The sequence below is a fragment of the Bacillus sp. FSL M7-1020 genome (assembly GCF_038050415.1).
Lineage (GTDB): Bacteria > Bacillota > Bacilli > Bacillales > Bacillaceae_G > Bacillus_A > Bacillus_A toyonensis.
The window spans coordinates 318,493-344,050 of sequence record NZ_JBBOTW010000001.1; the positions used below are offsets into that span (position 1 = coordinate 318,493).

A 25,558-nucleotide genomic window follows, 5' to 3' on the forward strand; every position below is an offset into this window, starting at 1 on the left:
TTTTTTTGGTATATATAGAAAAACATGTTCAGCATGAAAGAAAGCAGAGAAACAGAAACTACAGGTACGATTATATATGGAAAGGAGACTATTTATGAAATATAAATGGTTATATATAGGTCTCATTTTTTCAATTATGATGGCACTTGTTCCAGTTTCAACATTGGCTTATACAAACACTCCACATAACTGGGGAATTCCGCGTCCTAAAAATGAAATAGTACCAGATGCAGGGAAACTTTATACAGAATTGCTACAAAAAAATGGCGGATTTTATTTAGGGGATACGAAGAAAAAAGATATTTATTTAACATTTGATAATGGATATGAAAATGGTTATACAGGCCAGATTTTAGATGTATTAAAAGAGAAGAAGGTACCAGCCACTTTCTTTGTAACAGGGCATTATATTAAAACCCAAAAAGATTTGTTGTTACGAATGAAAAATGAAGGGCATATTATTGGGAATCATTCTTGGAGTCACCCAGATTTTACAGCAGTAAACGATGCAAAACTTCGTGAAGAATTAACGAGTGTAACAGAGGAAATAAAAAAAGTAACAGGGCAAAAAGAAGTGAAATATGTACGTCCTCCGCGCGGCGTATTTAGTGAAAGAACATTAGCTCTTACGAAAGAAATGGGCTACTATAATGTATTTTGGTCACTTGCATTTCTTGATTGGAAAGTGGATCAGCAAAGAGGGTGGCAATATGCGCATAACAATGTAATGACGATGATTCATCCAGGATCTGTTTTATTACTTCATGCAATATCAAAAGATAATGCAGAAGCACTTGCGAAAATCATTGATGATTTGCGCGAGAAAGGGTATCATTTTAAAAGTCTAGATGACTTAGTGAAAAGCAATCAACCGTAAGCATGTATGCTTGCGGTTTTCTCATGCTATAATGATGTGTAAAAAGGATGGGGAAACGTATGTGGAGCGAACATGTTACGTTAGAGTATCCGTATCATTTTGAAGAAGTATTAAAACGTTTATCTTTTGATCCTCTCAACGTCATTCAATTAGATGAGAAAGTCATTTATGTCCCGCTTTGTATAGACGAGGAACAGGTTGTTGTTCGCTTGCAAGGGATTGGTACTGTTCAAAATCCACAGTTTTGGATTTCTAGTCAGACAGGAGATCCGGAGAAAGTCATGAAACGAATGAGGGCCATTTTTCATTGGAATGAACCGTTTCAAGATATACAAAATCATTTTTTAAACACATCATTACGTCCACTATTTGAAACATATGCTTATACTCCAATTATTTTAGAATTTGATTATTTTGCTTGTCTTCTTCGCTGTATCATTCACCAACAAATAAATTTGAAATTTGCTACTGTGCTAACAGAACAATTTGTGAAACGGTATGGAACAGAGAAGAACGGTGTATTCTTTTTCCCTACTCCGGAAATAGTAGCAAATATTTCAATAGAAGAATTGAGAGAGCAGAAGTTTAGTCAGCGAAAGGCTGAATATATAGTAGGATTAGCAGAACGTATTGCCCGTGGTACATTAGATTTAGCGAGTATAGAAACTGGGACGGAAGAAGAAGTTTCAGCACAATTGTTGCCAATTAGGGGAATTGGTGCATGGACAGTGCAAAACTTTTTAATGTTTGGGCTTGGGCGGAAAAATATGTTTCCGAAAGCGGACATTGGGATTCAGCGTGCAGTGCAAGGTGTATTTCAATTAGATGATAAACCTGATGATGCATTTTTAGAAAACGTGAAACAAGAGTGTGAACCATACTGCAGTTATGCAGCGTTATATTTATGGAAAAGTATAGAGTAGAGGTGTAATCATGATACAAAAGCAACATGAGAGTAAGTTGGAAGTTGGTCAAACGTTTCCTGTGACAATTAAACGTCTTGGGATTAACGGAGAAGGCGTTGGTTATTTTAAGAGACAAGTTGTTTTCATTCCAGGGGCATTACCAGGAGAAGAAGTCGTTGCTGAGACAACGAAAATTCAGCGTGGCTTCGCTGAAGCGAAAGTGAAAAAGGTTCGTAAAGCTTCACCACATCGTGTGAAAGCGCCATGTCCAGTATATGAGGAGTGCGGTGGCTGTCAGCTACAACATTTAGATTATAAAGAACAATTAAATCAAAAACGTGATATCGTTGTACAAGCATTTGAGAAGTACATGAATAACACTTTGGAAGAGAAAATTCGTCCGACGCTTGGTATGGAAAATCCATGGCATTATCGTAATAAGAGTCAATTACAAGTGGGGCGTAAAGACGAGAAAGTTATTACAGGGTTATATAAACAAAACTCACATCAGTTAATTGATATTGCCCATTGTATGATTCAACATAAAGCAACGAATGAAGCGACAAAAGTTGTAAGACGTATATTAGAAAAACTAAATGTTTCTATTTACAATGAGAAAAAACAAAAAGGTTTAGTACGCACAATTGTAACACGTACTGCAGTTCAAACAGGGGAAGTACAAGTTACACTTATTACAACAAAAGAAGAACTGCCAAATAAAGAACAATTTATTGCAGAAGTACAAAAACAGATGCCAGCTGTTAAATCAATTATGCAAAACGTAAACTGGCGTAAAACATCTGTTATTTTTGGCGACAAAACATTTAAATTAGCTGGAAAAGAAGTAATTCAAGAAACACTTGGTGATTTATCATTTGAATTATCAGCACGTGCATTCTTCCAACTGAATCCAGAGCAAACGGTTGTTTTATATGATGAAGCGAAAAAAGCAGCTGCTTTAACAGGGAATGAGAAAATTGTAGATGCGTACTGTGGTGTTGGTACAATTGGTCTTTGGCTTGCGAATGATGCGGCGGAAGTACGTGGTATGGATGTAATTCCAGAAGCGATTGCAGATGCAAGAAAAAATGCGAAACGTCACGGATTTACAAACACGAAGTATGAAGCAGGCAAAGCTGAACAATGGTTACCAAAGTGGGTAAAAGAAGGATGGCGTCCAGATGTAATTGTTGTCGATCCACCACGTACAGGTTGCGATGATAAATTATTGGAAACAATTTTAAAAGTACAGCCGAAACGAGTTGTGTACGTATCTTGTAATCCTTCATCGTTAGCACGTGATGTGAATGCATTAATGAAGAGTTATGAAGTGGAATATGTGCAGCCAGTTGATATGTTCCCACATACAGCTCATGTAGAAAATGTAGTAAGACTTGTTAAAAAGTAAAGTTTATTCATATTCCCTCACGATATGAGGGAATATTTTCTATGAAGGAGAATACTATGCACAATTATAAATTAACGATTCAGTATGACGGTGCGCGTTATAAAGGGTGGCAACGTCTCGGTAATAATGATAATACGATTCAAGGGAAAATTGAGAGTGTCATATCTGAAATGGTCGGGAAAGAAATTGAAATTATCGGCTGTAGTAGAACGGATGCTGGTGTACACGCTTTGAATCAAGTGGCTAACTTTAAGAGTGATGAGAAGTTAGTGGAACATAAAGTGAAAAAGTATTTAAATCAATATTTACCAAATGATATTAGTATTACAAGTGTGGAAGAAGTGCCAGATCGTTTCCATGCTCGTTACAACTCTAAGGCGAAAACATATCTTTATAAGATTTGGAATGAAGAGCATACGAACCCATTCATGCGTAAACACAGCATGCACGTGAATAAAAAATTAAATGTGGAAAGCATGAAAAAAGCTGCGAAACATTTAGTTGGTTCACATGATTTTACTGCTTTTTCAAATGCAAAATCTAAGAAAAAGTCTATGGTTCGAGAAGTATATACGCTTGAGGTTTCTGAAGAGGCAGGATTTGTACAAATTAGAGTAAGTGGTAACGGCTTCCTTCATAATATGGTGCGAAAAATTGTTGGAGCATTAATTGAAGTTGGATTAGGACAATTAGATGCTGAAGCAATTCCGAACATTTTAGAGGAAAAACAGCGCAATCAAATTAATTGTCTTGCTGAGGCAAGTGGTTTGTATTTGGAGAGTGTTGAGTTTTAATCAGTAAAAAATCGAGCTGTGTAGGCTCGATTTTTTTATGTTTTGCTGTTAAGAAGATTTCTCTTTCTTCATACGTATTTTCAAATTCCAAAAAGCAGCAAGCATAATAGCTGCAAAGGAGCCGAAAATTGTTCCTAATAGCTTTGCATAAGGAGAGCTGCTTACATCGGCATTAATGAATAACATCATACAGAGAATAGTAGGGAAAAAGTATAAGTATTGTATTAACTTTAATTTTTTATCATTACTCATATATATCGCCCCTTTCTAGCATGTTATATGTTTAGTTTAACACATTTTACCAATTTTTCTACGATTGGAGAAAGGTTCATTTCATATTTGTAAATGAAGTTTTTTAATTCGATATTGTAAGTTTTGTCTACTCAATCCTAAAAATTTTGCTGCTTGTGAGATATTACCATTATTCTCTTTAAGAATTTGAGTGATGTAGTTTTTTTCTATTTCTTCTATCGTGTGCTTTAAAGTTTTAGGTGTATCAGCATTGTAATTAGTTAGTGAAGGTTGCATATTGAATTCTTTTTTTATTCGTTCGCGAAAGTGAGTGGGTATATGAAACGCTGTAATGATATTTTCATCTTCTATTAAGTTCATTGAACCTTCAATTATATGTTCCAATTCTCGTACGTTTCCGGGCCAATCGTATACATAAAAGAATTCTCTTACATGTACATCTACATCCGTTACGCTGAGCCCGAATTGAATATTGTACTTTTCGATAAAGTGCTGAACAAGAGCTGGAATATCTTCTTTTCGTTCCCGTAAAGGTGGAAGACATAAAGTAACGACGCTTAATCGGTAATATAAATCTTCTCTTAACCGATTGTGTGCAATAGCTTCAAGAGGGTCTTCATTAATAGTTGCTATAATACGAACATCAATTTCTTTTTCTTGTGCGCCTCCGATTCTTCGTATTGTTTTTTCTTGTATAGCCCGTAGTAACTTAGCTTGAAGCGTTGGGCTTAATGAGTTGATTTCATCTAACAACAAAGTCCCACCATTTGCTTCTTCAAATAAACCAGATTTATCTATTGCTCCTGTAAAGGCACCTCGATTCGTACCAAATAATAAGCTTTCCATTAGGGTATCAGGTATAGCTGCACAATTTTGTGAAATAAACGGTTTTGTTGAACGCTGACTTTCATTATGTATACTTTGTGCAAATAGTTCTTTGCCAGTCCCTGTTTCTCCTACAAGAAGTATAGATGAGGATGTACGAATTACCCTCTTTCCTTCTGCAATGATTGATTGAATAGCTCCAGAATCACCAATTATGTGGTCAAAGGTGAATTTAGTATTTTGTTTTCGAGAAGGGCTCATTTTTATTGGTTGCTTTAAGTGACTAATCTCTTTTGAAATTTCAATAGCACCTTTAATTTTTCCATTTTCTATTATAGGGAAAGTATCGTTAATCGTCGTAATTTCTTGTCCTTTATTGTTAAAATACGTTTGTTTTATATTTTTTTTTGTTTTTCCAAATTTTAATGCCTCTATAAGAGTACTATTTTTATTTTCTTCAAATGCAAATACCTCTAAGGGACTTTTATATAGCACATCTAAGCGGTTCATTGATTCAATTTCCATCATTTTGCGGTTATAGATAATCGTTTTACTTTCCTCATTAATAATATGAATCCCGATATCGAGTTCATTGAGTAAAGCTTCATATAGCGCATTCATTTCAATAATTTGTTTAAAATTAATTTCTTCTGTATGCATGTATCATCTTCTCCTCGTTTCACCCTATGAAGACTGACTTTTTATAATTTTATTAAAATTCTCATAAAATCGCAAAATTTTTTTGCTATTTTCTTTCAAAACTTTTTAAATGATAGAAAAATTTTGCGGTTATGTAGATTTTTTTGTACGAAATCTTAATTTTTATATAGATATTGAGGTTGGTACGTATCTTGCATAAATAATAATTGAAATCTTTAAATGAAAGGAGTGGATGAATTAGAACTTTTCATAGGGTATGCGACATTTCAGTGCAAATTAATTAAGAGGAGGAATTTATTAAGTGAAGACGGTTATAGAAGGCGTGTATAGTCCTTGTTACGGGAAAGTAGAGAAATTATTTGTTACTGAAAGTTCTTACGTATATGAGTGGGAGAAATTAGCGTTAATTGAAACGATAGATAAACAGAAAGTAGAAATTAAGGTAGGCATCAGTGGTTATATCGAATCTTTAGAAGTGGTAGAAGGACAAGCTATCGCTGATCAAAAACTATTAATAACAGTAAGGGATGACCTTTTAATAACAGGTAGTGATTAATATAAGTGATATGTATTTTGCACTTTTTAATAATTAATTTTACGATGAAGAGTTTTAAAAGCGCTTACAATTAATGGGTTTTAAAAAATGAAAAGGGGGGATTTATGTGATGGATCAAAGCCAAGGATTAAAAAGGGAATTGAAAAGTCGGCACATATTTATGATTGCACTCGGAGGGGTTATTGGTACGGGTCTTTTTTTAGGATCTGGTTATACAATTCATGAAGCTGGACCTGGAGGAGCGATTATAGCGTATCTTGTTGGCGGGTTTGTTATGTATTTAACGATGCTCTGTCTAGGAGAGTTAGCGGTTGCAATGCCTGATGCAGGATCTTATCAAACGTATGCAACAAAGCACATTTCGCCTGCAGCGGGTTATGTAGTCGGCTGGATGTCGTGGCTAAACTGGTCTGCTACGATAGGCATTGAATTAATTGCAGTTAGTATTTTGATGAAACGCTGGTTTCCCGATGTACCGTCATGGATTTGGTGTGTAGTGTTCGCAGTACTGCTCTTTGCTATTAATGCGTTATCTTCAAGAAGTTTTGCGGAAGTTGAATTTTGGTTTGCAAGTATTAAAGTAATTACAATCATTGCATTTATTATTTTGGGCGGGGCAGCGATGTTCGGTTTTCTAGATATGAAAGGAAACGAACCAGCACCGATGTTTTCTAGTTTTACTGATTATGGAGGGTTGTTTCCAAATGGATTATCAGCAATTTTAATTACAATGATTGCAGTTAATTTTGCTTTCCAAGGAACAGAACTAGTTGGAATTGCAGCTGGTGAGAGTGAAAATCCAGAGAAAACGATCCCGAAGGCAATTAATAATACAGTTTGGCGCATACTCGTTTTCTTTGTACTATCTATTTTTATTCTTGCAGGACTATTTCCTTGGCAGCAAGCAGGCGTAATAGAAAGTCCATTTGTAGTCGTATTTGATAAAATTGGTATTCCTTATGCGGCTGATATTATAAATTTTGTTATTATTACAGCGGTATTATCGGTTGCGAATTCAGGATTATATGCAACTTCCCGTATGCTATGGTCTATGTCTAATCAAGGAATGATTAGCCCGATTTTTGGTAAGTTATCTAAAAACGGTGTTCCTATTTATGCGTTGATTGTAAGCACGATTGTAGGATGCCTCTCATTATTATCAGGTATTTATGCGGAAGATACAGTTTATTTATGGCTTCTTTCAATTGCAGGGTTCGGAGCAATATTAGTTTGGGCATCGATTGCTTTATCTAACTTATTAGCTAGAAGGACATACGTAAAGCAGGGCGGAGATATTAAGGATTTGAAATTTAAAACACCATTGTATCCATTTGTTCCACTTCTTGCGTTAGTATTAAATTTAACAGTAATTGTTGGCATGGCTTTTATTCCTGAACAAAGAATGGCTTTATATTGTGGTATTCCATTTATGATTGTTTGTTTACTGTTTTATCGCGCTACCAGAAATAAGAGAAGTAGCGTAGAACATATTGAAAAGACAAACACAACTGAATTAGAAAGTTTACCCCGCATTAACGGGCAGTAAAACTCCACTTCAAAATTCGGCTGGAGATAAACTGCCCGTAAACGCCCGATTGGTGAAGGCTAACAATCAGTGGGGGATGAACCTCCCCACTGATTATAGTTTCACTTTATAATAGTGAGTCATTTAGAGACTGTAAAATTGTAAACAGTCTCTTTTTTTGTGAAAATAAAGCTGGAAACATACTACGTATGCAAAGGGGAATTAGCGATGAATCCAGAAATTTCGCAGTTGTTAAAACAAATAGATTCAAGGAAAGAGGAATTGCTCGAACTTACAAAAACATTAATTCGTTTTGAAACACCAGCGCCACCAGCGAGAAATACAAATGAAGCACAAGAATTTGTTGCAGATTTTCTAAGAAAACGAAATTTTAGTATTGATAAATGGGATGTATATCCGAATGACCCGAACGTTGTTGGTGTAAAAAAAGGGACGGAAAGCGGGACATATAAAAGTCTTATTATTAATGGACATATGGATGTAGCTGAAGTGTCGATAGATGAGGCATGGGAAACAAATCCGTTTGAGCCGTTTATAAAAGACGACTGGTTAGTTGGAAGAGGCGCGGCAGATATGAAAGGTGGATTAGCTGGATCCTTATTTGCTATTCAGCTTTTAGAAGAAGCGGGAATTGAATTGCCGGGTGATCTAATATTTCAATCAGTAATTGGAGAAGAAGTAGGAGAAGCAGGAACACTTCAATGTTGTAAACGTGGTTATGATGCTGATTTTGCAGTCGTAGTGGATACGAGCAATTTACATATGCAAGGACAGGGGGGCGTAATTACTGGATGGATTACTGTGAAAAGCCCGCGAACGTTTCATGATGCAACACGTAGACAAATGATTCATGCCGGAGGACGTCTATTTGGAGCGAGTGCAATTGAAAAAATGATGAAAATTGTGCAAAGCTTACAAGAACTGGAGCGCCACTGGGCAGTCATGAAAACGTATGAAGGCTATCCATCGGGAACAACAACAATTAATCCAGCTGTTATTGAAGGTGGCCGGCATGCAGCGTTTATTGCTGATGAGTGCCGATTGTGGATAACAGTACACTTCTATCCAAACGAAACGCATGAACAAATAATAGAAGAAATAGAAGCGTATATAAGAAAAGTAGCAGCTGCTGATCCATGGTTAAGTGAAAATCCACCGCAATTTAAGTGGGGCGGAGAGTCGATGATTGTGGATCGTGGTGAAATTTTTCCTTCTTTAGAAGTAGATAGTGAACATGTAGCTGTAAAAACTCTTAGTGCGGTACATGAATCTATTTTATCTAAAAATGCAATTTTAGATATGTCTGCAACAGTAACGGATGGTGGGTGGTTTAGTGAATTTCATATCCCCGCCATTATTTATGGGCCAGGTACACTAGAAGAGGCCCATTCTGTAAATGAGAAAGTTGAAGTTGAACAGTTAATTGAATTTACAAAAGTAATAACGGCGTTCATATATGAATGGTGTCATACGAAAAAATAGATTTGTATATTGAAATCGTACGGGTCTGCAACTTGTACGATTTTTTAGTGAACTATTTCAGAGTTGAACTTAAACAACAGCTGAAATAGTTTTTTATCCCGCTATTCGCCGGGCAGTAAGCCCCCCACCTCAAAATTCAGGGAAAGCAAAGAAGTTAGGTGGGAGATCAACGGCCCATAAAAACCCGATTGGTGAAGGCTAATAATCAGTGGGGGATGAACAAAACCCCTACTGATTAAAGTTTTACTTTATTTTTCTATGTCTTTCGTTTTAGTTCAATTAATTTCTCTTTTGCTAATTCAACAGCAATTGCATCATCTAAATAGCCAATTGGAAAGAGATAGTCGGGGATAATGTCTGTCGATAAAATGAAATACAGTAATGCACCCCCAAGAATTGCACGTTCTTCTTTTGAAATGGTTTCATTACAAAATTGTTGATACATATCTGTTAATTGTTCAATGAAAGGGCCTGCACTATCAATCTGTTCTAACTTGCTTGAAAAACTTTCATGAATACGTTTTTCACCTTCTGTTGTTTGAGCATAGCGTTCATAAGTTTCAAGTTCTTGTTTTACGCGAGTTGTTGTGTAATCGAAGTCGAATAAGTTAGAGGATTGTAAAGTTTGCTGAATTGTATCAAGAGATGTATACATATCCGTCTTTTCTTTATTTATGTGAGGAGAATTAGGATACATTTCATCAAATAACAATTGAGGCGGAACTTGCAGACATTCTGCAAATTTTTGTAGATGTTTTTGTTTTGGTTGTTGTTTACCATTCATAATTCTTGAGATTGTTGCTGGATCAATATTTGTAAGTATTCCTAGTTGGCGCATGGATAAGGCACGTTCTTTTAAAAGCTTTTTGATTAATTTACCAAGACGATCGTTTGGGTTTTCTTTAGGCATAGTGAAGGCACCCCTTTTTATTGTTGAAAAAATGTTGAGCATTTATTACAAGTATATGAAACAGACAGGCACAGTTGCTCAACATTTTCATAATATGCATTGAGAAGTGAGAAAAAGGGGTGACTGTTTATGAGTACGGCAGGTATATTTTCAATTCTTTTAATCGGAATTGCTTCTAATTTAGATAATGCAGGTGTTGGGATTGCATATGGCATTCGTAAAATTCGTATTTCGTGGTTTAACAATTTTATCATCGCATTTTTTGGTTTTTTATTTACTTTATTAGCTGGTTTTTTGGGGAATTGGATTGCATTATTTATTTCAGAGTTTACAGCAAACCTGATTGGAGCAATTGTTTTAGGGATAATCGGAGTGTTTATTTTATGTCAGCCTTTCTTGAGTAAAAAGGACACCATAGAATCTAAAGATGGTAGTGTACTTTTGGGGATTTTACGTGATCCAGAAAAAGCAGATTTTGATGGATCGAAAACAATTAGTTTTTCTGAGGCTCTTGTTTTAGGGGTGGCATTATCTATTAATAATATTGCAGGTGGGTTTGATGCTGGAGTAACAAATTTGAATCTGTGGCTTACGGCATGTATTTCTGGGGTGTTTAGTTTCATTTGTATTAGTGGCTTTTCATATATAGGAAAACGATTTTTAGCGGAATACTTAGGGAAATGGGCGACGGTAATTGCAGGCGTATTATTAATTCTTATTGGGATAGATCAGTTGTTGTAAACATAGAAAGGCAATGTTCGAGCATTTCCTCGGAAATACTTGAATAAATTTCATATATCGACATCGGATATTTATTTCTTAATAAACATAAAAAGCACCTACAAAGGTGCTTTTTAGCGTATATCTTCAATTAATTGTTCCGATTCCTCGTGCATACTATATTCACTTAAAACTTGGATACAAAGCCATTTTAGTTCCTCAATACTATGCTCAAGTTCTTCAGGGAGTACATGATGAATATCTTCGAGTCCCATTCCGAAATGTATAAGCTCTAGTACTTGATCATCGATGTTTCGATCCATTAATAGTTCAAGTACTTCTAAATTGAATATGTATCGGTGAGCTTCGTCGAGTGAAACAACTTTTAGCTTTAAGCTTTCTACAATACTCAATATAAAAAGAACAATTGTTTTTTCAAGAACAGGTTGTTTCGCCATTTGAAATATTAGTTTCATCTTTTACACCTCCACATATAGCGCTAGGTTGTACTATACTATTCAGGAGGGGGGAGCAAATATGCATAATAAAGAGAAACTTTCAGTACTGTTTTTGTAAGGATATTGATGACCAGTAACAATGAATTTTCCGTAAAAAAATCCTGCTATATTAGCAGGATACCGCCCAATTAAAAAATGCTCCAACCTTCTTGAGCAGAAAGAAGTTCAAGAATTTTAAAACCAGCGATACTATTTCCGTTTGCATCTAAAGCTGGCCCGAAAATGCCGATACCCAACTCGCCTTTTACGCAACCGAAAATACCACCAGCTACACCGCTTTTTGCAGGGATACCAACACGAATTGCAAATTCACCAGATTCGTTATACATACCGCATGTAACCATAAATGTTTTACAGATTTTCGTAATATGTTTAGGGATAATTTGTTTTTTCTTATATGGATCATATCCGTCCATTGCAAAAATTAAACCAATACGTGCTAAATCAATACAGTTTACTTCAACTGCACATTGACGAGTGTATAAATCCATAAGTTCCTCAATATCACAATCGATAATTCCATTTTGTTTCATATAGTAACAAAGTGAACGATTTAAGTAAGCCGTCTCTAATTCTGAATTGGCAACTTTAGAAGAATAATTAATAGTAGGATTATCTGTTATTTCCCGTACAAAATGAAGGATACGCTCCATTTTTTCTTCGTTATCTTGTCCTGCTAACATGCTTGTGATAGCTAATGCTCCCGCATTAATCATTGGATTAAGAGGTTTAGATGGGCTTGTCGTTTCTAACTTAATAATAGAATTGAATGGGTCACCAGTTGGTTCCATTCCAACTTTAGAAAATACATATTCTTCACCGCGATCTAAAAGTGCAAGTGCAAGTGTAATTACTTTGGAAATACTTTGAAGAGTAAATAATGTCTGTGAGTTACCAGCATGGATATATTCTGTTTCTTTATGGAAAATGGCAATCCCTAAATCGTCTGGATTTGCATTTCCTAGTTCGGGGATATAAGTAGCAAGTTTTCCTTTTTTCGTATATGGTTTTACTTGTTCTAACAACTGTTGTAAGTTGTTTGTTTCAATGCACTGCATAGTACCACCGCTCCTATTTCGAATTAACTAAGTTTACTTTTCCCGATATGCTCGGAAATAAATAATAACATGAAAAAGTGGAATGATAAAACGAAAGTTACATGTTCTATAGTGGGTCTTTAGTTTAGATTATTCTGTAATAAAAGAGGAGAATTCCCCTTTTATATAACAGTTTGGAAATAGAAAACTTATCCATAAAAAGTTCGGAAATAAAAACTACACATCTATACAACTATATGTTATTATGGTTATGTAAATAGAAAGCGTTTTCTAAAGCGTACTTATAATGATAACGATTTCATAAATTTGATAGGGGGAATTAAAATGTTGCAGTTTTTACAACGTATTGGTAAAGCGCTAATGCTTCCAATTGCCGTACTACCAGCAGCAGGATTATTGCTTCGTTTAGGGCAACCAGATGTATTTGATATTCCTGTTATGGCACAGGCCGGCGCAGCGGTTTTTGATAATTTAGCACTTATTTTTGCAATTGGTATTGCAATCGGTCTTTCAGTTGATGGTAGTGGTGCAGCAGGTCTTGCAGGTGCAATTGGTTATCTGGTTATGAAAAACAGTATTGATGCACTTAGTAAGGGATATTCTACTGTAGAATTACAAGATAAATTAGGTAAAGTTCAAGATTTAATAGGTAATAGCGCAAATATAGATCCATCTAAGCTGGCAGATACAATGACACAAGTATCTAAGGCCGCCGAATTATCGACTAAAGTGGATATGAAAGTTTTAGGTGGTATTATTGTCGGCGTTATAGCAGGATTCCTTTATAATAAATTCCATAAGATTAAACTTCCAGAATGGTTAGGTTTCTTTGCTGGAAAACGTTTCGTTCCGATTGTTACATCGGTTGTGATGCTAATATTAGGAATTCTATTCGCACAAATTTGGCCAGCAATTCAAAATGGCATCGATGCATTGGCTCATGGAATTGTTAATTTAGGTGCAGTTGGTTCAGGTCTATTTGGTTTATTAAACCGTCTATTAATTCCAATTGGCTTACACCATGTAATGAACACATACTTCTGGTTCGTATTTGGTGACTTTACAAATGCAGCAGGTAACGTTGTAAATGGTGATATTGCTCGCTTCCTTGCAGGGGATAAGACAGCAGGTATGTTTATGACTGGTTTCTTCCCAGTTATGATGTTCGGTTTACCAGCAGCATGTTTCGCAATGATTGCAGCTGCTAAACCAGAAAAACGTAAAATGGTTACAGGTATGTTAGGTGGCCTAGCATTGACTTCATTCTTAACTGGTATTACAGAACCAATTGAATTCTCATTCATGTTCCTATCACCAGTATTATATGGTATTCATGCCGTGTTAACAGGTATTTCTTTATTCGTAACAACATCACTTGGCATTCACGATGGTTTCACATTTAGTGCCGGTGCAATTGATTACTTCTTAAACTTTGGTATTGCAACGAAACCAGTATTGCTAGCGGGAATCGGTTTAATTTACGCAGTAATTTACTTTGTAGTATTCTACTTCTTAATTAAGAAGTTTGACTTGAAAACTCCTGGTCGTGAAGATGAAGATGAGTTAGCTGAAGAGGGTGATGCACCAGTTGCAGGTTCAATTGGTGAAACTTACGTAGCAGCTTTAGGTGGAAAAGACAACTTAACAGTTATTGATAACTGTGCAACACGTCTACGCTTACAAGTGAAAGATGCTAGTCAAGTAAACGAAGCTGCATTAAAACGTGCGGGTGCGAAAGGTGTTATGAAATTAAGTAACACAAGTGTACAAGTTATCGTAGGTACAAATGTTGAATCTGTTGCCGATGATATGAAAAAACACGTATAAATAATTAAATAAGAGGATATCCAAAAAGACTGATAATATCAGTTTTTAGAGGATATCCTCTTTTTTTATGTTAAAAATTTAACGGGAATCTTACTTTTGTAAATTTTCTTTTTCTTTTTTGTACATATAGGTTGGTTATATGTACAGTGCGTGATAAAGTAGTGATGTTATAGAATAGATTATCCAAAATATAGGTGGAAATTAAAAGTAAATTATCGGTAAATAAGGGGAAAAAGGCAATCATGGATCAGGAAAAAAATAATGCAAATGGGAAAGCACGTCGGCCGATTGTATACATAAAAAGAACAATCATTCTCGTCTTACTATTATCACTTGTATATTTCATGTATACAAAAATTGTTGCGCTTAATAAGAAAGAGGAAACTTTAAAAGCGGCAGCAGAAATGAAAAAACAAGAAGAGCTAAAAAAGAAAGAAGAAGAAAAAAAGAAGCAAGAAGCACAAAAACAAAAAGAGCAGGAAGAACAAGTGAAGCAAGCGCAAGCTGTGGAGAAGCCTGCTGAGGGACCACCTCAAGAAATTAATGAAAATGCTCAATTGGATCAATATTTACAGAGCATGGGATTTAGTGGAACAGCTGTTATTGTGAAGAATGGGAAAGTTCTTGTGAATAAAGGATACGGCATGGCTAATAAAGAGAATCAAGTGCCGAATAATTCAGAGACGACTTTTTATATTGGTTCTATTTCAAAAGCGTTTGTAGCGACTGCTATTATGCAATTAAAAGATCAAAATAAGTTACAAGTAGAGGATACAGTTACAAAGTATATTCCAGACTTTCCTCAAGGTAATAGCATACAGTTAAAACATCTATTAACACATACATCAGGAATTCCAGAGTATGAGCAGGGGACAGAGGATATTTCTCATGAAGAATTGATCAAACGAATAGGAAAGCAAAAGCGTATTGGGAGTCCGGGAGAGAAATGGAAGTATTCTGATTCAAACTATTCTATACTTGCTTACATTGCTGAGAAGGTAAGTGGACAGTCGCTCGAAGAATATATAAAACAGCATATTTTTGCGACCGCGGGTATGAAACATTCTGGTTTTGGTACAGCGTTGGAACAAACAAGATTCCCATCAACGGGTTATAAAATAGTGAATAACAATATGACAACACCTAATATTCCGAGCATGTCACAACTATATGGTTGTGGTGATATATATACGAGCGCACATGATTTATATTTATTTAATGAAGCACTCTTCTCTGGAAAATTAATTTCAAAAGAGAGTTATAATCAAATGTTTACTGCTGTGAAAAAAGATTACGGATTTGGCTGGTATGTAGATCCAGGAAGCTATTCAAATCATGGTGTAATGCCAGGTTGGAATTGTTTAAATGGTTTTAGTAAAAATGGTAGTGTATATGTTGTTTTATTATCTAACATTCAAAATAACATTAAATCATTTGGTAAAGTGAATAACGATATTTATACGATGTTACGAAATATTGAAGTGTAAATGACTGTCTTTTTTGGATAGTCTTTTTTTCTTGAGGAAGTGTATGTGCAATGGGATAATGAAATAAAGTGAAACTTTAATCAGTGGGGGTTTTCTTCATCCCCCACTGATTATTAGCCTTCACCAATCGGGCTTTTACGGACAGTCGATCACCGACCTAACTTCTTTGCTTTCGCCGAATTTTGAAGTGTGGGTCTTACTGCCCGGCAAATAGCGGGATAAATGGAAAAGGGGACGGGATATGAGTATACATAAGCATCACGCACGTAATGCGAAACGTATTTTTTTTGTATCTGTCATTGTATGGATTATCGTTGCAATTGGATTAGTGATGGAATATAAAAAAGGGATGCTATTCACTTCAGAGAAAGACAATCTGCAATTAATAGGTATTTTACTACCAGCAATTGGATTATTAATATATAGCTTTATAGAAAAACGAAGATCAAAAATACTTAAACAGGAAAATTATAATATAGAGACTTCTGAATTACTTGAGCAACAAAAATTTGTTGTTCGGAAAGAGGTAGGGATATTTCAAGTAATAACGTACTTTGGATTAGAAGGAAATACAGTAGGTTTTTTAAAAGAAGAGTATGATTTTGTTATTCAAAGTGTATGGCAAGCTGTACTCTCTTTTCTTTTTAAGGGACTACATAAGCAACAATTTTATTTATATAATCACTCAGGAGAAAGATTGTTGCGTGTTCAAAAGAATATGGGAGTACGCAACTTCTATATTTTTTCGAATATGGATGGAAAGAAAATTGGGGAGTTGAAACAAGTACTAAGTTTAACAAAATGGGAATGGATCTTTTTAGGGGTGGATGGTAAAGAATTTGGTAAAGTGACTGGGGACCTTTCAGCAACAATGCAGAAAATAGACTGGCGAGATGGCACGCATATTGATGTGAAAGAAGATGGTATTCCGTTAGAAGCTGTTAAGTATTTTTCGGCAAGCGGTGGTTCTCTTGTTACAGCTTCTATCAGTGAACAGGCAGAATTACCACGAGCGGTTTATTACAGTACAGCTGCCATTGTTACAATTAAAAATTAAAATACTTATAAAGATAGATGGGATACCGTCTATCTTTTTTATTTAGTTAAAAATTCTTGTTTCTTTGAAAAATGTATGTCTTACCTATCACATAAAAAGCCTGCTTTGTATACATTAAGATGTATGAATGTATTTTTTATATTTTAAAAATAAATAGGAGGAGAAGTGTATGTGTCTGTTCAGAAAATATTGGCATAAATTATCCCGACTGTTTAATAGACAATTAGGTTATTTTTTAGATGACAAGTTACTGCCTGCTGTGGAACGACTTTTATTTTCGCAAAATTTTGCGAGATTTATTCAAAGAAATTCTAAGCAAGCTACAGAAGAATTTATTAAATCAAGTCAATTTCAATCGATTATTTGTAACATTTTAAAAGAATGTAATACATCACCGTTTAAAGAAATTGCAAAGCAATATTTAGGTAAAAACGTCGAAATTACTGTGACGGTTGGGCAGTTAACAGGTGTTATTGTAGCAGTTGGCGACGATTTCTTAATACTGCAAGAAGGAATAGGAACTGAAGTTTTATTACCATTTACAAGTATTATATCAATTAAAGAAGTGTAAGAAAGGAGAGTTATATATGTTATTTACTGATGAACTGCGTAACCATGTTGGTGAGTTAGTGCAAGTTGTGACAGCTGTAGAAATTGTTGCAGGCATTCTTTTATCTGTGACAGACGGGGCAGTAAGTGTTCGTACTTCTCCTTCCTATGGACCACCGGAAGATGTAATTGTGCGTACTCCTATTATTGCCTATGTTCGCTTGGAAGGGTAAGCGTGATACAAGTATGAGAGTATCAGTTGTTATTCCGGCGCATAATGAAGCAAGTACGTTATCTCAAGTTTTAGTAGAAGTGGAGAAGCTGAAGCCGTATGAAATTATCGTAGTAGATAATGGATCGACAGATGGGACGAAAGAAATAGCAATACAACATCATTGTCATGTGATTTATTATAAACATTCTCTTGGCAATGATGTGGGACGGGCAATTGGAGCAAGAGAAGCAAAAGGTGAAATTGTCTTGTTTTTAGATGGTGACATTGTTATTGAGAGTAAAGAGTTACAATGTTTCGTGAAAGGGATTCGGCAGGGGCACCAAATTGTTGTGAATAATTTAACATGGTCGGTTTATTTAAAGATGAGACCACATTATACGACAGTTGGAAAATTCATGCTGAATCGCTATTTGAATAAAAAGGAGCTTGTTGTTGGATCTTTAATCGCAATTCCACATGCGATGAGTAGGGAAGTTATTGAGAAACTTGGGTGGTGGAATTTAGCAGATCCAGCATTATTTCAAGCGATGGCGATGTCTAGAGGAGTAGATATTGTCGATATGGCTTCGGTCGATGTAATTCATACAAATAAGGTTCGTCCTGTGCATACGGGAACATCACCTGGTTCTCCTTATCCGAAAGCGACTAGTCGTATTATGGGTGATCATTTACGTGCTTTGCAATATGTAATTGAAATATATGGTAAACGCGGTGGTTTTTCGGAAGGAAACAGAGATAGAGAGTTTATAGGGAAATATAAACCAGCTGTATTAAAGAAGGAAAAAGCGAAATATAGTGCGATTATACCAGTGTCAGAAGAAAAGATGACTATAAAATCTGTTATACAAGAAGTGAAAAAAGCAGGAGTAGATGAAATTATTGTTGTTGCGAATGGAGCGGATATCGAGACTATTAAACAGGCACAGCTAGAGAATGTTATTGTTGTTGAATTCGGGGAGGCGCTTGGACATAATGTAGCGCGAGCGATAGGAGCCATGCATGCTACAGCTGATATTTGTTTATTTGTTGATGGTGATTTTGCTATTCCGGCAAAAAAACTAACTCCCTTTTTGCATGCTATTGAAGATGGGAGTGATATGGCATTAAATGATTTGCAATGTTTATTAGATATGTTTCATCCCGCGGATCCAATTAGTATGGGAAAATACTTTGTAAATTTAGTAGCGAAACGACCAGATTTATGGAATAACTCACTAACGGCAGTGCCACATGCTATGCATAAGAAGGTAATAGATAAAATTGGATATTACTCTCTCATTATCCCGCCATTAGCTCAAATGAAAGCTATTTTGGAGGGATTCTCTATTACAGCAGTACAATTTGTAGATGTTATAAAAACAAATCGAGTACGCCCAGAGCAACATGGATTTGTTAATGGACGTATTCCAGCATTTGACCGTATTTTCGGTGATCAACTTGAGGCGATTGCTTATCTATTACAATATACAGACGAACGCGGGAGTTTTACAGATGGAGAACGGGATAGAGATATTATTCAACAATTGAGAAAGGAAGAAAAGAATACAGATGAATGCTAGTAGTAAAGTAGCTATTATTGGATTAGGGTATGTTGGTCTTCCTTTAGCGGTCCATTTCGCAGAAAGAGGACATACAGTACTTGGACTAGATAAAGATACTAGGAAAATAGAATCGATTATAAAAGGAGAAAGTTATATTCCAGATGTTTCTTCTAAAGAGTTACAAAGTTTATTAACTAAAAAAAGCTTACTAGTAAATACACCAGATAAAGGTGTTACTGAGTTCCAAAAGAGTGATTATGTTATTGTTACTGTCCCGACTCCAATTAATGAGCAAAGAGAACCGGATTTAAGTGCTCTCATTTCAGCTTCGCATTATATACAACAAAACCTTCAAAAAGGACAAACCTTCATTTTTGAAAGCTCCACATATCCAGGTACACTTGAGGAAGTTATCATTCCTATTATTTCTCAAACTGGTAAAAAGGTAGGAGTGGATTATTATATTGGTTATTCACCGGAGAGAATTGATCCGGCAAATAGTCAATATTCAGTTCAATCGATTCCAAAGGTTATTAGTGGACAAACAGAACAATGTAAACAAAAGGTACAGGATTTGTATAGCACTATCTTCGATGTAGTTGTTCCTGTTAGTTCTCCAAAAGTAGCGGAGATGTGTAAGCTATTTGAAAATATTCAGCGCTTAGTTAACATTTCGTTAGTAAATGAGTTAAATATGCTATGTGAAAGTTTGAATATTAATTTTTATGAGGCGCTTGAAGCTGCATCTACAAAACCGTTTGGATTTACTCCGTATTGGCCAGGACCAGGAATAGGAGGACATTGTATTCCTGTAGATCCTTTATATTTTCAATGGAGAATAAAGAAAAATGGGGCTATTAGTCAATTAATTGAGGCGGCACATGTAATTAATGAAGAAATGCCAGAGAAAATAGTCGGAAAGGTAAAAGGCATGGTGCAATCACCCGCAACGGTTTTAATTGTAGGGATTGCGTATAAGAAAGATGTAAATGATTTGAGAGAATCACCAGCATTGCCAATTATTCAATTACTAATAAAAGAAGGATACGAGATAGAATACCATGATCCATATATTTCTTCTGCGGAAATTGGAGATAGGGTGTATCAATCTGTTTCCTTGGATGAACAAAAGGTTAAACAAGCAGATTGTATATTAATTTTAACTGATCACTCTAATATCGATTGGGAGCTTTTTAAAAGAATAAAGCGAGTAATCGATACACGTGGAATTATAAAGAAGGTGAGTGCATGAGTAAGAAATGTTTAATTACAGGTGGAGCAGGATTTATTGGATCACATCTAGCTGAAGAATTAGTGAAAAGAGGTTATGGAGTCACAATTGTGGATAACTTCTATAAAGGGAAAAATAAATATCATAATGAGTTAATGAAAGAGATTCCAGTTATTCCAATCAGTGTTTTAGACAAAAAGGCAATCGATGAATTAGTAAATCAACACGAGGTAGTATTCCATTTGGCAGCAATATTAGGTGTTAAAACGACAATGGAAAAAAGTATAGAACTCATTGAAACAAATTTTGATGGAACGAGAAACATTTTACAAGCAGCATTAAAAGGCAAGAAAAAAGTAGTCTTTGCGTCTACTTCAGAAGTATATGGTAAGGGCAAGCCACCTTTCTCTGAAGAAGGAGATCGATTATACGGGGCAACTTCTAAAATACGCTGGAGTTATGCAGTTTGTAAAACGTTAGAAGAGACATTATGTTTAGGATACGCATTAGAAGGTTTGCCGGTAACGATTGTTCGTTATTTTAATATTTATGGTCCAAGAGCGAAAGATGGTCCGTATGCAGGGGTAATCCCACGATTTATCCGGGCGGCTTTGCAAGGTGAAGACATTCTCGTATATGGCGATGGAAAGCAGACACGTTGCTTTACGTACGTAAGTGATGCAGTAGAGGCAACGATTCGAGCAATGGATGAGAATGTAAATGGTGAGATTATTAATATAGGTTCTGAGAATGAAAAAAATATTAAAGAAGTAGCAGAAGTAATCAAAAAACTAACAAATTCTTCTTCAAAAATTGTACAAGTTCCTTTTGAAAAAGTATATCCACATGGTTTTGAGGAAATTCCAAATAGAAGACCAGACGTAACAAAATTAAGAGAACTTGTTCAATTTCAAGCGACAATAACGTGGGAACAAGGATTGAAAGAAACTATTAAATGGTTTCGTGAAGAAAACAATGGCTAAGTCATTATCGGTTATTATTCCCGTATGTAATGAAGTGGATACGATTTCAGACGTGATTAAATCGGTAAAGCCATTCAATCCAGTAGAGATTATTGTAGTAGCTAATGGTTGTAATGATGGTACAGAAGGGGTTGCTGAGAGTTTAGGATGTAGAGTAATTCAGAATAAAGAGTCACTTGGTAACGACGTTGGCCGCGCAGTTGGTGCAAAACATGCGATAGGTGATGTATTACTGTTTATAGATGGAGATTTCGCTATTCAAACTTCAAAATTGCAATTATTTCTTAATCCGATTTTACATGATCAGGCTGACATCGTTTTAAATAATTTGGATGCATTATTTTTAAAAAAACAAAAACCACATTCCGTTACAGTATGGCGCCAAATATTAAATGCAATGTTAGAGCGCGAAGAATTAAAAATTGATTCTTTATTATCTGTACCTCATGCGTTGACGAAAGAAGTCGTTCAAAGTATTGGATATGAATGTTTTGTTAATCCTATTGTAGCTCATTTACGCTTAGCACAAAGTAAATGGAAAATTAGTCGTCATTGTGCAATTGACGTCATTACGCCGAATAAATTTCGGCCACTCGAGCATGCAGCATATGGCACAGATCTTGCACAAGCTGAAAAACGAATGATAGGTGACCATATAGAAGCTGTAGCGGAGCGGATAATAGGCAGCGATGAGCGTGGAGGATATTATGATGGAAATCGGAAAAGAGAGAGTGTCTATCATACTTTAAATTTTGAAGATTTTTATCAAGGGTGGGGCGTTACATCTAATTTGTATAAAGGAAAGCAATTATCGGTAATTATTCCTGTACAAGATGAAGAGAAAACAATTGGAAACGTTATAGAGGAGCTTCGTAAAATTGAACCTTTTGAAATCATCGTTGTTGTAAATGGTTCGTCAGATAAAACGGCAACAATTGCAAAAGAAAAAGGAGCAACAACAATTATATATAAAGAAGCACTCGGAAACGATGTGGGGCGTTCGCTTGGAACTTATTTTGCAAAAGGAGAAATTGTGTTATTTATAGACGGTGATTTTGTTATTCCAGCTAGTGAGCTATATCCTTTTGCAAAAGCTATTGCAGATGGGCAAGATGTCGCATTAAATGATCTAAATCATTATTTAGATTTAAGAGTACCACTTCATCTCGTAACTGCATTTAAATATGCGTTAAATTTAGCTTGTGATAGAAAAGATTTAGGAGTAGGCTCTCTTATTGCCGTACCTAATGCATTTAGTAAGACGTGTTTGAAAGCAATAGGATATAGATCTTTACTGTCACCTTGTGTAGCGCAAGTGAAAGCTGTTCTTTCAGGATTCGAAATTGCATGTGTCAGTCGTGTTGAGGTTGATAAAATGAACCGTATTCGTCCCAGTGAACATTTTGCAAAAATAGGACATCCTCCAGCTGTACTTCGAATTATTGGTGATCATATGGAAGGATTAGAGCAATTAATTGCATTAAAGGGCAGTCGGGGTGGATTCTATGATGGAAATAGAAAAAGAGATGTTTTATAGGTAACAAAAAAAGTGTACAACATATGTACACTTTTTTGTTCCGTTATAAAAACTATAACAGATTAGGAGATAAGAGTATTACAGCTCTACAATGGGTATTGTTCTTATATTACAAAATAGGACTCGTATATAAGGATACCCAAAAAATACAATTAAAGAAAGGGTTAATTATAAAGACTTTTGAGTGAAGTTAACACTATGCATACAGTAGTTTGCTCAATATTTCACAAACATGTCACAACTATTTCGTTCACTTTCGCAAAAAAGTAGTATTCTAAGTGTGTAAGCTGTTATATAAAAAATCTTATTCCTGTACTAATCAAAAATGGAGGAGATTAGGATGACTCAAATATTAGAAAATGTAAAAAACGCATGGGAAAACTTTAAAGGTGAAAAATGGAAAGCAGAGATTGATGTTCGCGATTTCATTTTAAATAATGTAAACGTTTTCGAAGGGGACGAATCTTTCTTAGCGGGAGCAACTGAAGCAACGAAAACACTTTGGGATCAAGTAATGGATTTAACAACAAAAGAACGTGAAAACGGTGGCGTTCTTGATATGGATACAAAAATTGTTTCTTCTATTACATCACATGAACCAGGATATTTAAATAAAGATATTGAAAAAGTAGTCGGTTTCCAAACTGATAAGCCATTTAAACGTTCATTACAACCATATGGTGGTATTCGTATGGCGGAACAAGCTTGTGAATCTTATGGATACGAAATGGATAAAGAACTTAGTAAGATTTTCAGAGACTGGCGTAAAACTCATAATCAAGGTGTATTTGATGCATATACACCAGAAATGAAAGCGGCTCGTAAATCAGGTGTTATTACTGGTCTTCCAGATGCATATGGACGTGGACGTATTATCGGTGATTACCGCCGAGTAGCGCTATATGGTATAGATCATTTAATTGAAGCGAAAAAAGCTGATTTTAATTTAACTGGTGGTGTAATGAGCGAAGAGACGATGCGTTTACGCGAAGAGTTATCTGAGCAAATGCGTGCACTTCAAGAATTAAAACAAATGGCTTCTTCTCATGGTTTTGATATTTCTAAACCAGCAACAAATACACAAGAAGCTTTCCAATGGTTATACTTCGCATATCTTGCAGCGATTAAAGAGCAAAACGGAGCTGCAATGAGTCTTGGACGTACTTCTACATTCTTAGATATTTACATTGAAAGAGATTTAGAAAATGGTACTTTAACAGAAGAAGAAGTACAAGAAATCGTGGATCACTTCATTATGAAATTACGTCTTGTGAAATTCGCAAGAACACCTGATTATAATGAATTATTCTCTGGTGACCCAACTTGGGTAACTGAATCTATCGGTGGTATGGCTTTAGATGGTCGTCCATTAGTAACAAAGAACTCATTCCGTTTCTTGCATACATTAGATAATTTAGGACCAGCTCCAGAACCAAACTTAACAGTTCTTTGGTCTAAACAATTACCAGAGAACTTTAAAAACTACTGTGCAAAAATGTCTATTAAAACATCAGCAATTCAATATGAAAATGATGACATTATGCGTGCTGACTACGGTGATGACTACGGTATTGCTTGTTGTGTATCTGCAATGAGAATCGGTAAACAAATGCAGTTCTTCGGCGCACGTGCAAACTTAGCGAAAGCATTACTATATGCGATTAACGGCGGTAAAGATGAAAAATCTAAAGCTCAAGTTGGCCCTGAGTACGCACAAATTACTTCTGAAGTATTAGATTATGAAGAAGTTATGCATAAGTTTGATATGACAATGGAATGGTTAGCAGGTCTATATTTAAATACATTAAACGTTATCCACTATATGCACGATAAATATAGCTACGAGCGTATTGAAATGGCGCTTCATGATACAAATGTTCTTCGTACAATGGCGACAGGTATCGCAGGATTGTCTGTAGTAGCAGACTCATTAAGTGCAATTAAATACGGAAAAGTAAAACCAATTCGTGATGAAAATGGTATTGCAGTTGACTTTGAAATTGAAGGTGATTTCCCTAAATATGGTAACAATGATGATCGTGTAGATGAAATCGCAGTAAATCTTGTGAAAACATTTATGAATAAACTTCGTAAGCATAAAACATACAGAAATTCTGTTCATACAATGTCAATCTTAACAATTACATCTAACGTCGTATACGGTAAGAAAACTGGTAATACTCCAGATGGCCGTCGTACTGGAGAACCATTTGCACCGGGCGCAAACCCAATGCATGGTCGTGATACAAAAGGTGCATTAGCATCACTATTATCTGTAGCTAAATTACCATATGAAGATGCACAAGATGGTATTTCCAATACATTCTCTATTATTCCAAAAGCACTTGGTAAAGAAGATGATATACAAGTACGCAACTTAGTATCTATGCTTGATGGTTATGCAATAAAAGAAGGACATCACTTAAATATTAACGTATTTAATCGTGAAACATTAATGGATGCAATGGAGCACCCTGAAAAATATCCACAATTAACAATTCGTGTATCTGGTTACGCTGTTAACTTTATTAAATTAACTCGTGAACAACAAATTGATGTAATTAACCGTACAATGCATGAAAGCATGTAAGTGAAAAAAG

General features: G+C 35.4%; 23 protein-coding genes and 2 pseudogenes. 20 read left to right on the forward strand and 5 right to left on the reverse strand.

Annotated features, from left to right (window positions below):
* The first annotated feature begins 94 nt into the window (after positions 1–94).
* Genes pdaA through truA form a run of 4 tightly spaced genes read left to right on the forward strand, consistent with a single transcriptional unit; the run spans position 95 to position 3,984 of the window.
* Complete coding sequence (gene pdaA / locus MHB70_RS01560; RefSeq protein ID WP_000875966.1) at positions 95–877, forward strand: delta-lactam-biosynthetic de-N-acetylase; 783 nt, start codon at positions 95–97, stop codon at positions 875–877.
* A gap of 59 nt (positions 878–936) precedes the next feature.
* Positions 937–1,800: a DNA-3-methyladenine glycosylase family protein gene (locus tag MHB70_RS01565; RefSeq protein ID WP_000269448.1), complete on the forward strand. Its 864-nt coding sequence runs from the start codon at positions 937–939 to the stop codon at positions 1,798–1,800.
* A gap of 10 nt (positions 1,801–1,810) precedes the next feature.
* Positions 1,811–3,190 carry a 23S rRNA (uracil(1939)-C(5))-methyltransferase RlmD gene (gene rlmD / locus MHB70_RS01570; RefSeq protein ID WP_000615220.1) on the forward strand — a complete coding sequence of 460 codons (1,380 nt, stop codon included), beginning with the start codon at positions 1,811–1,813 and terminating at the stop codon, positions 3,188–3,190.
* A 56-nt stretch (positions 3,191–3,246) separates the two neighbouring features.
* Positions 3,247–3,984, forward strand: a complete 738-nt coding sequence (gene truA, locus MHB70_RS01575; protein WP_000553129.1) for a tRNA pseudouridine(38-40) synthase TruA — start codon at positions 3,247–3,249, stop codon at positions 3,982–3,984.
* A 48-nt stretch (positions 3,985–4,032) separates the two neighbouring features.
* Here truA and MHB70_RS01580 read toward each other — a convergent pair whose 3' ends face one another.
* The gene (locus tag MHB70_RS01580) at positions 4,033–4,236 is read right to left on the reverse strand and encodes a hypothetical protein (RefSeq protein WP_000063850.1); all 204 of its coding nucleotides are present in this window, start codon (positions 4,234–4,236) and stop codon (positions 4,033–4,035) included.
* Positions 4,237–4,317: 81 nt separating this feature from the next.
* Positions 4,318–5,721 carry a sigma-54 interaction domain-containing protein gene (locus MHB70_RS01585; protein ID WP_000556687.1) on the reverse strand — a complete coding sequence of 468 codons (1,404 nt, stop codon included), beginning with the start codon at positions 5,719–5,721 and terminating at the stop codon, positions 4,318–4,320.
* Positions 5,722–6,022: 301 nt separating this feature from the next.
* Between MHB70_RS01585 and MHB70_RS01590 the strand changes: the two genes are divergently transcribed.
* From MHB70_RS01590 to MHB70_RS01600, 3 genes are all read left to right on the forward strand, one after another.
* On the forward strand, positions 6,023–6,277 hold the full coding sequence (locus MHB70_RS01590; RefSeq protein ID WP_000859494.1) for a biotin/lipoyl-containing protein: 255 nt from the start codon (positions 6,023–6,025) through the stop codon (positions 6,275–6,277).
* A 106-nt stretch (positions 6,278–6,383) separates the two neighbouring features.
* Positions 6,384–7,823, forward strand: a complete 1,440-nt coding sequence (locus MHB70_RS01595; protein WP_000969264.1) for an amino acid permease — start codon at positions 6,384–6,386, stop codon at positions 7,821–7,823.
* 159 nt (positions 7,824–7,982) lie between these two features.
* Positions 7,983–9,305 carry an acetylornithine deacetylase gene (locus tag MHB70_RS01600; protein ID WP_002037899.1) on the forward strand — a complete coding sequence of 441 codons (1,323 nt, stop codon included), beginning with the start codon at positions 7,983–7,985 and terminating at the stop codon, positions 9,303–9,305.
* A gap of 256 nt (positions 9,306–9,561) precedes the next feature.
* Here MHB70_RS01600 and MHB70_RS01605 read toward each other — a convergent pair whose 3' ends face one another.
* The gene (locus MHB70_RS01605; protein ID WP_001123713.1) at positions 9,562–10,215 is read right to left on the reverse strand and encodes a DUF1232 domain-containing protein; all 654 of its coding nucleotides are present in this window, start codon (positions 10,213–10,215) and stop codon (positions 9,562–9,564) included.
* A gap of 129 nt (positions 10,216–10,344) precedes the next feature.
* On the opposite strand from MHB70_RS01605, the gene ytaF reads away from it, so the two are divergent.
* Positions 10,345–10,956, forward strand: coding sequence for a sporulation membrane protein YtaF (gene ytaF, locus MHB70_RS01610; RefSeq protein WP_000100716.1), 612 nt, complete (start codon positions 10,345–10,347; stop codon positions 10,954–10,956).
* Positions 10,957–11,069: 113 nt separating this feature from the next.
* Here the strand turns inward: ytaF and MHB70_RS01615 are convergent, their stop codons facing one another.
* Both MHB70_RS01615 and glsA read right to left on the reverse strand, forming a co-directional pair.
* A complete protein-coding gene (locus MHB70_RS01615) occupies positions 11,070–11,411 on the reverse strand; it encodes a DUF3969 family protein (protein WP_000766598.1) in 342 nt (113 codons plus the stop codon).
* A gap of 170 nt (positions 11,412–11,581) precedes the next feature.
* Positions 11,582–12,511 (reverse strand): glutaminase A, encoded by a 930-nt coding sequence (glsA, locus tag MHB70_RS01620; protein WP_001149857.1) that lies wholly within the window; start codon positions 12,509–12,511, stop codon positions 11,582–11,584.
* Between the two features lie 69 nt (positions 12,512–12,580).
* Here glsA and MHB70_RS01625 point away from each other — a divergent pair.
* The 12 genes and pseudogenes from MHB70_RS01625 to pflB all read left to right on the forward strand — a co-directional run bounded on the left by MHB70_RS01625 (position 12,581) and on the right by pflB (position 25,548).
* Positions 12,581–12,694 (forward strand): annotated as a pseudogene (locus MHB70_RS01625) (transcriptional regulator).
* 141 nt (positions 12,695–12,835) lie between these two features.
* Positions 12,836–14,338, forward strand: a complete 1,503-nt coding sequence (gene nagE, locus MHB70_RS01630) for an N-acetylglucosamine-specific PTS transporter subunit IIBC (protein WP_061529534.1) — start codon at positions 12,836–12,838, stop codon at positions 14,336–14,338.
* 242 nt (positions 14,339–14,580) lie between these two features.
* Complete coding sequence (locus MHB70_RS01635; RefSeq protein WP_000371825.1) at positions 14,581–15,825, forward strand: serine hydrolase domain-containing protein; 1,245 nt, start codon at positions 14,581–14,583, stop codon at positions 15,823–15,825.
* A gap of 241 nt (positions 15,826–16,066) precedes the next feature.
* Positions 16,067–16,882, forward strand: coding sequence for a hypothetical protein (locus tag MHB70_RS01640; protein ID WP_000022135.1), 816 nt, complete (start codon positions 16,067–16,069; stop codon positions 16,880–16,882).
* Positions 16,883–17,051: 169 nt separating this feature from the next.
* Complete coding sequence (locus tag MHB70_RS01645) at positions 17,052–17,453, forward strand: hypothetical protein (RefSeq protein ID WP_000335537.1); 402 nt, start codon at positions 17,052–17,054, stop codon at positions 17,451–17,453.
* A gap of 16 nt (positions 17,454–17,469) precedes the next feature.
* The gene (locus MHB70_RS01650; RefSeq protein ID WP_000899471.1) at positions 17,470–17,664 is read left to right on the forward strand and encodes a hypothetical protein; all 195 of its coding nucleotides are present in this window, start codon (positions 17,470–17,472) and stop codon (positions 17,662–17,664) included.
* A gap of 13 nt (positions 17,665–17,677) precedes the next feature.
* Entirely contained in the window at positions 17,678–19,225 is a 1,548-nt protein-coding gene (locus MHB70_RS01655) for a glycosyltransferase family 2 protein (protein ID WP_061529540.1), read from the forward strand.
* The gene (locus MHB70_RS01660) at positions 19,215–20,459 is read left to right on the forward strand and encodes a nucleotide sugar dehydrogenase (RefSeq protein ID WP_000994258.1); all 1,245 of its coding nucleotides are present in this window, start codon (positions 19,215–19,217) and stop codon (positions 20,457–20,459) included. Before MHB70_RS01655 ends, MHB70_RS01660 begins: the two co-directional genes overlap by 11 nt.
* Positions 20,456–21,421 (forward strand): NAD-dependent epimerase/dehydratase family protein, encoded by a 966-nt coding sequence (locus MHB70_RS01665; RefSeq protein WP_000037048.1) that lies wholly within the window; start codon positions 20,456–20,458, stop codon positions 21,419–21,421. Before MHB70_RS01660 ends, MHB70_RS01665 begins: the two co-directional genes overlap by 4 nt.
* Positions 21,414–22,958 (forward strand): glycosyltransferase family 2 protein, encoded by a 1,545-nt coding sequence (locus MHB70_RS01670; RefSeq protein WP_001130012.1) that lies wholly within the window; start codon positions 21,414–21,416, stop codon positions 22,956–22,958. Before MHB70_RS01665 ends, MHB70_RS01670 begins: the two co-directional genes overlap by 8 nt.
* Positions 22,927–23,146: pseudogene (locus MHB70_RS01675) on the forward strand (hypothetical protein). The gene MHB70_RS01670 and the pseudogene MHB70_RS01675 overlap by 32 nt, the downstream one beginning before the upstream one ends.
* 152 nt (positions 23,147–23,298) lie before the next feature.
* Positions 23,299–25,548: a formate C-acetyltransferase gene (pflB, locus tag MHB70_RS01680; RefSeq protein WP_061529535.1), complete on the forward strand. Its 2,250-nt coding sequence runs from the start codon at positions 23,299–23,301 to the stop codon at positions 25,546–25,548.
* Positions 25,549–25,558 lie beyond the last annotated feature (10 nt).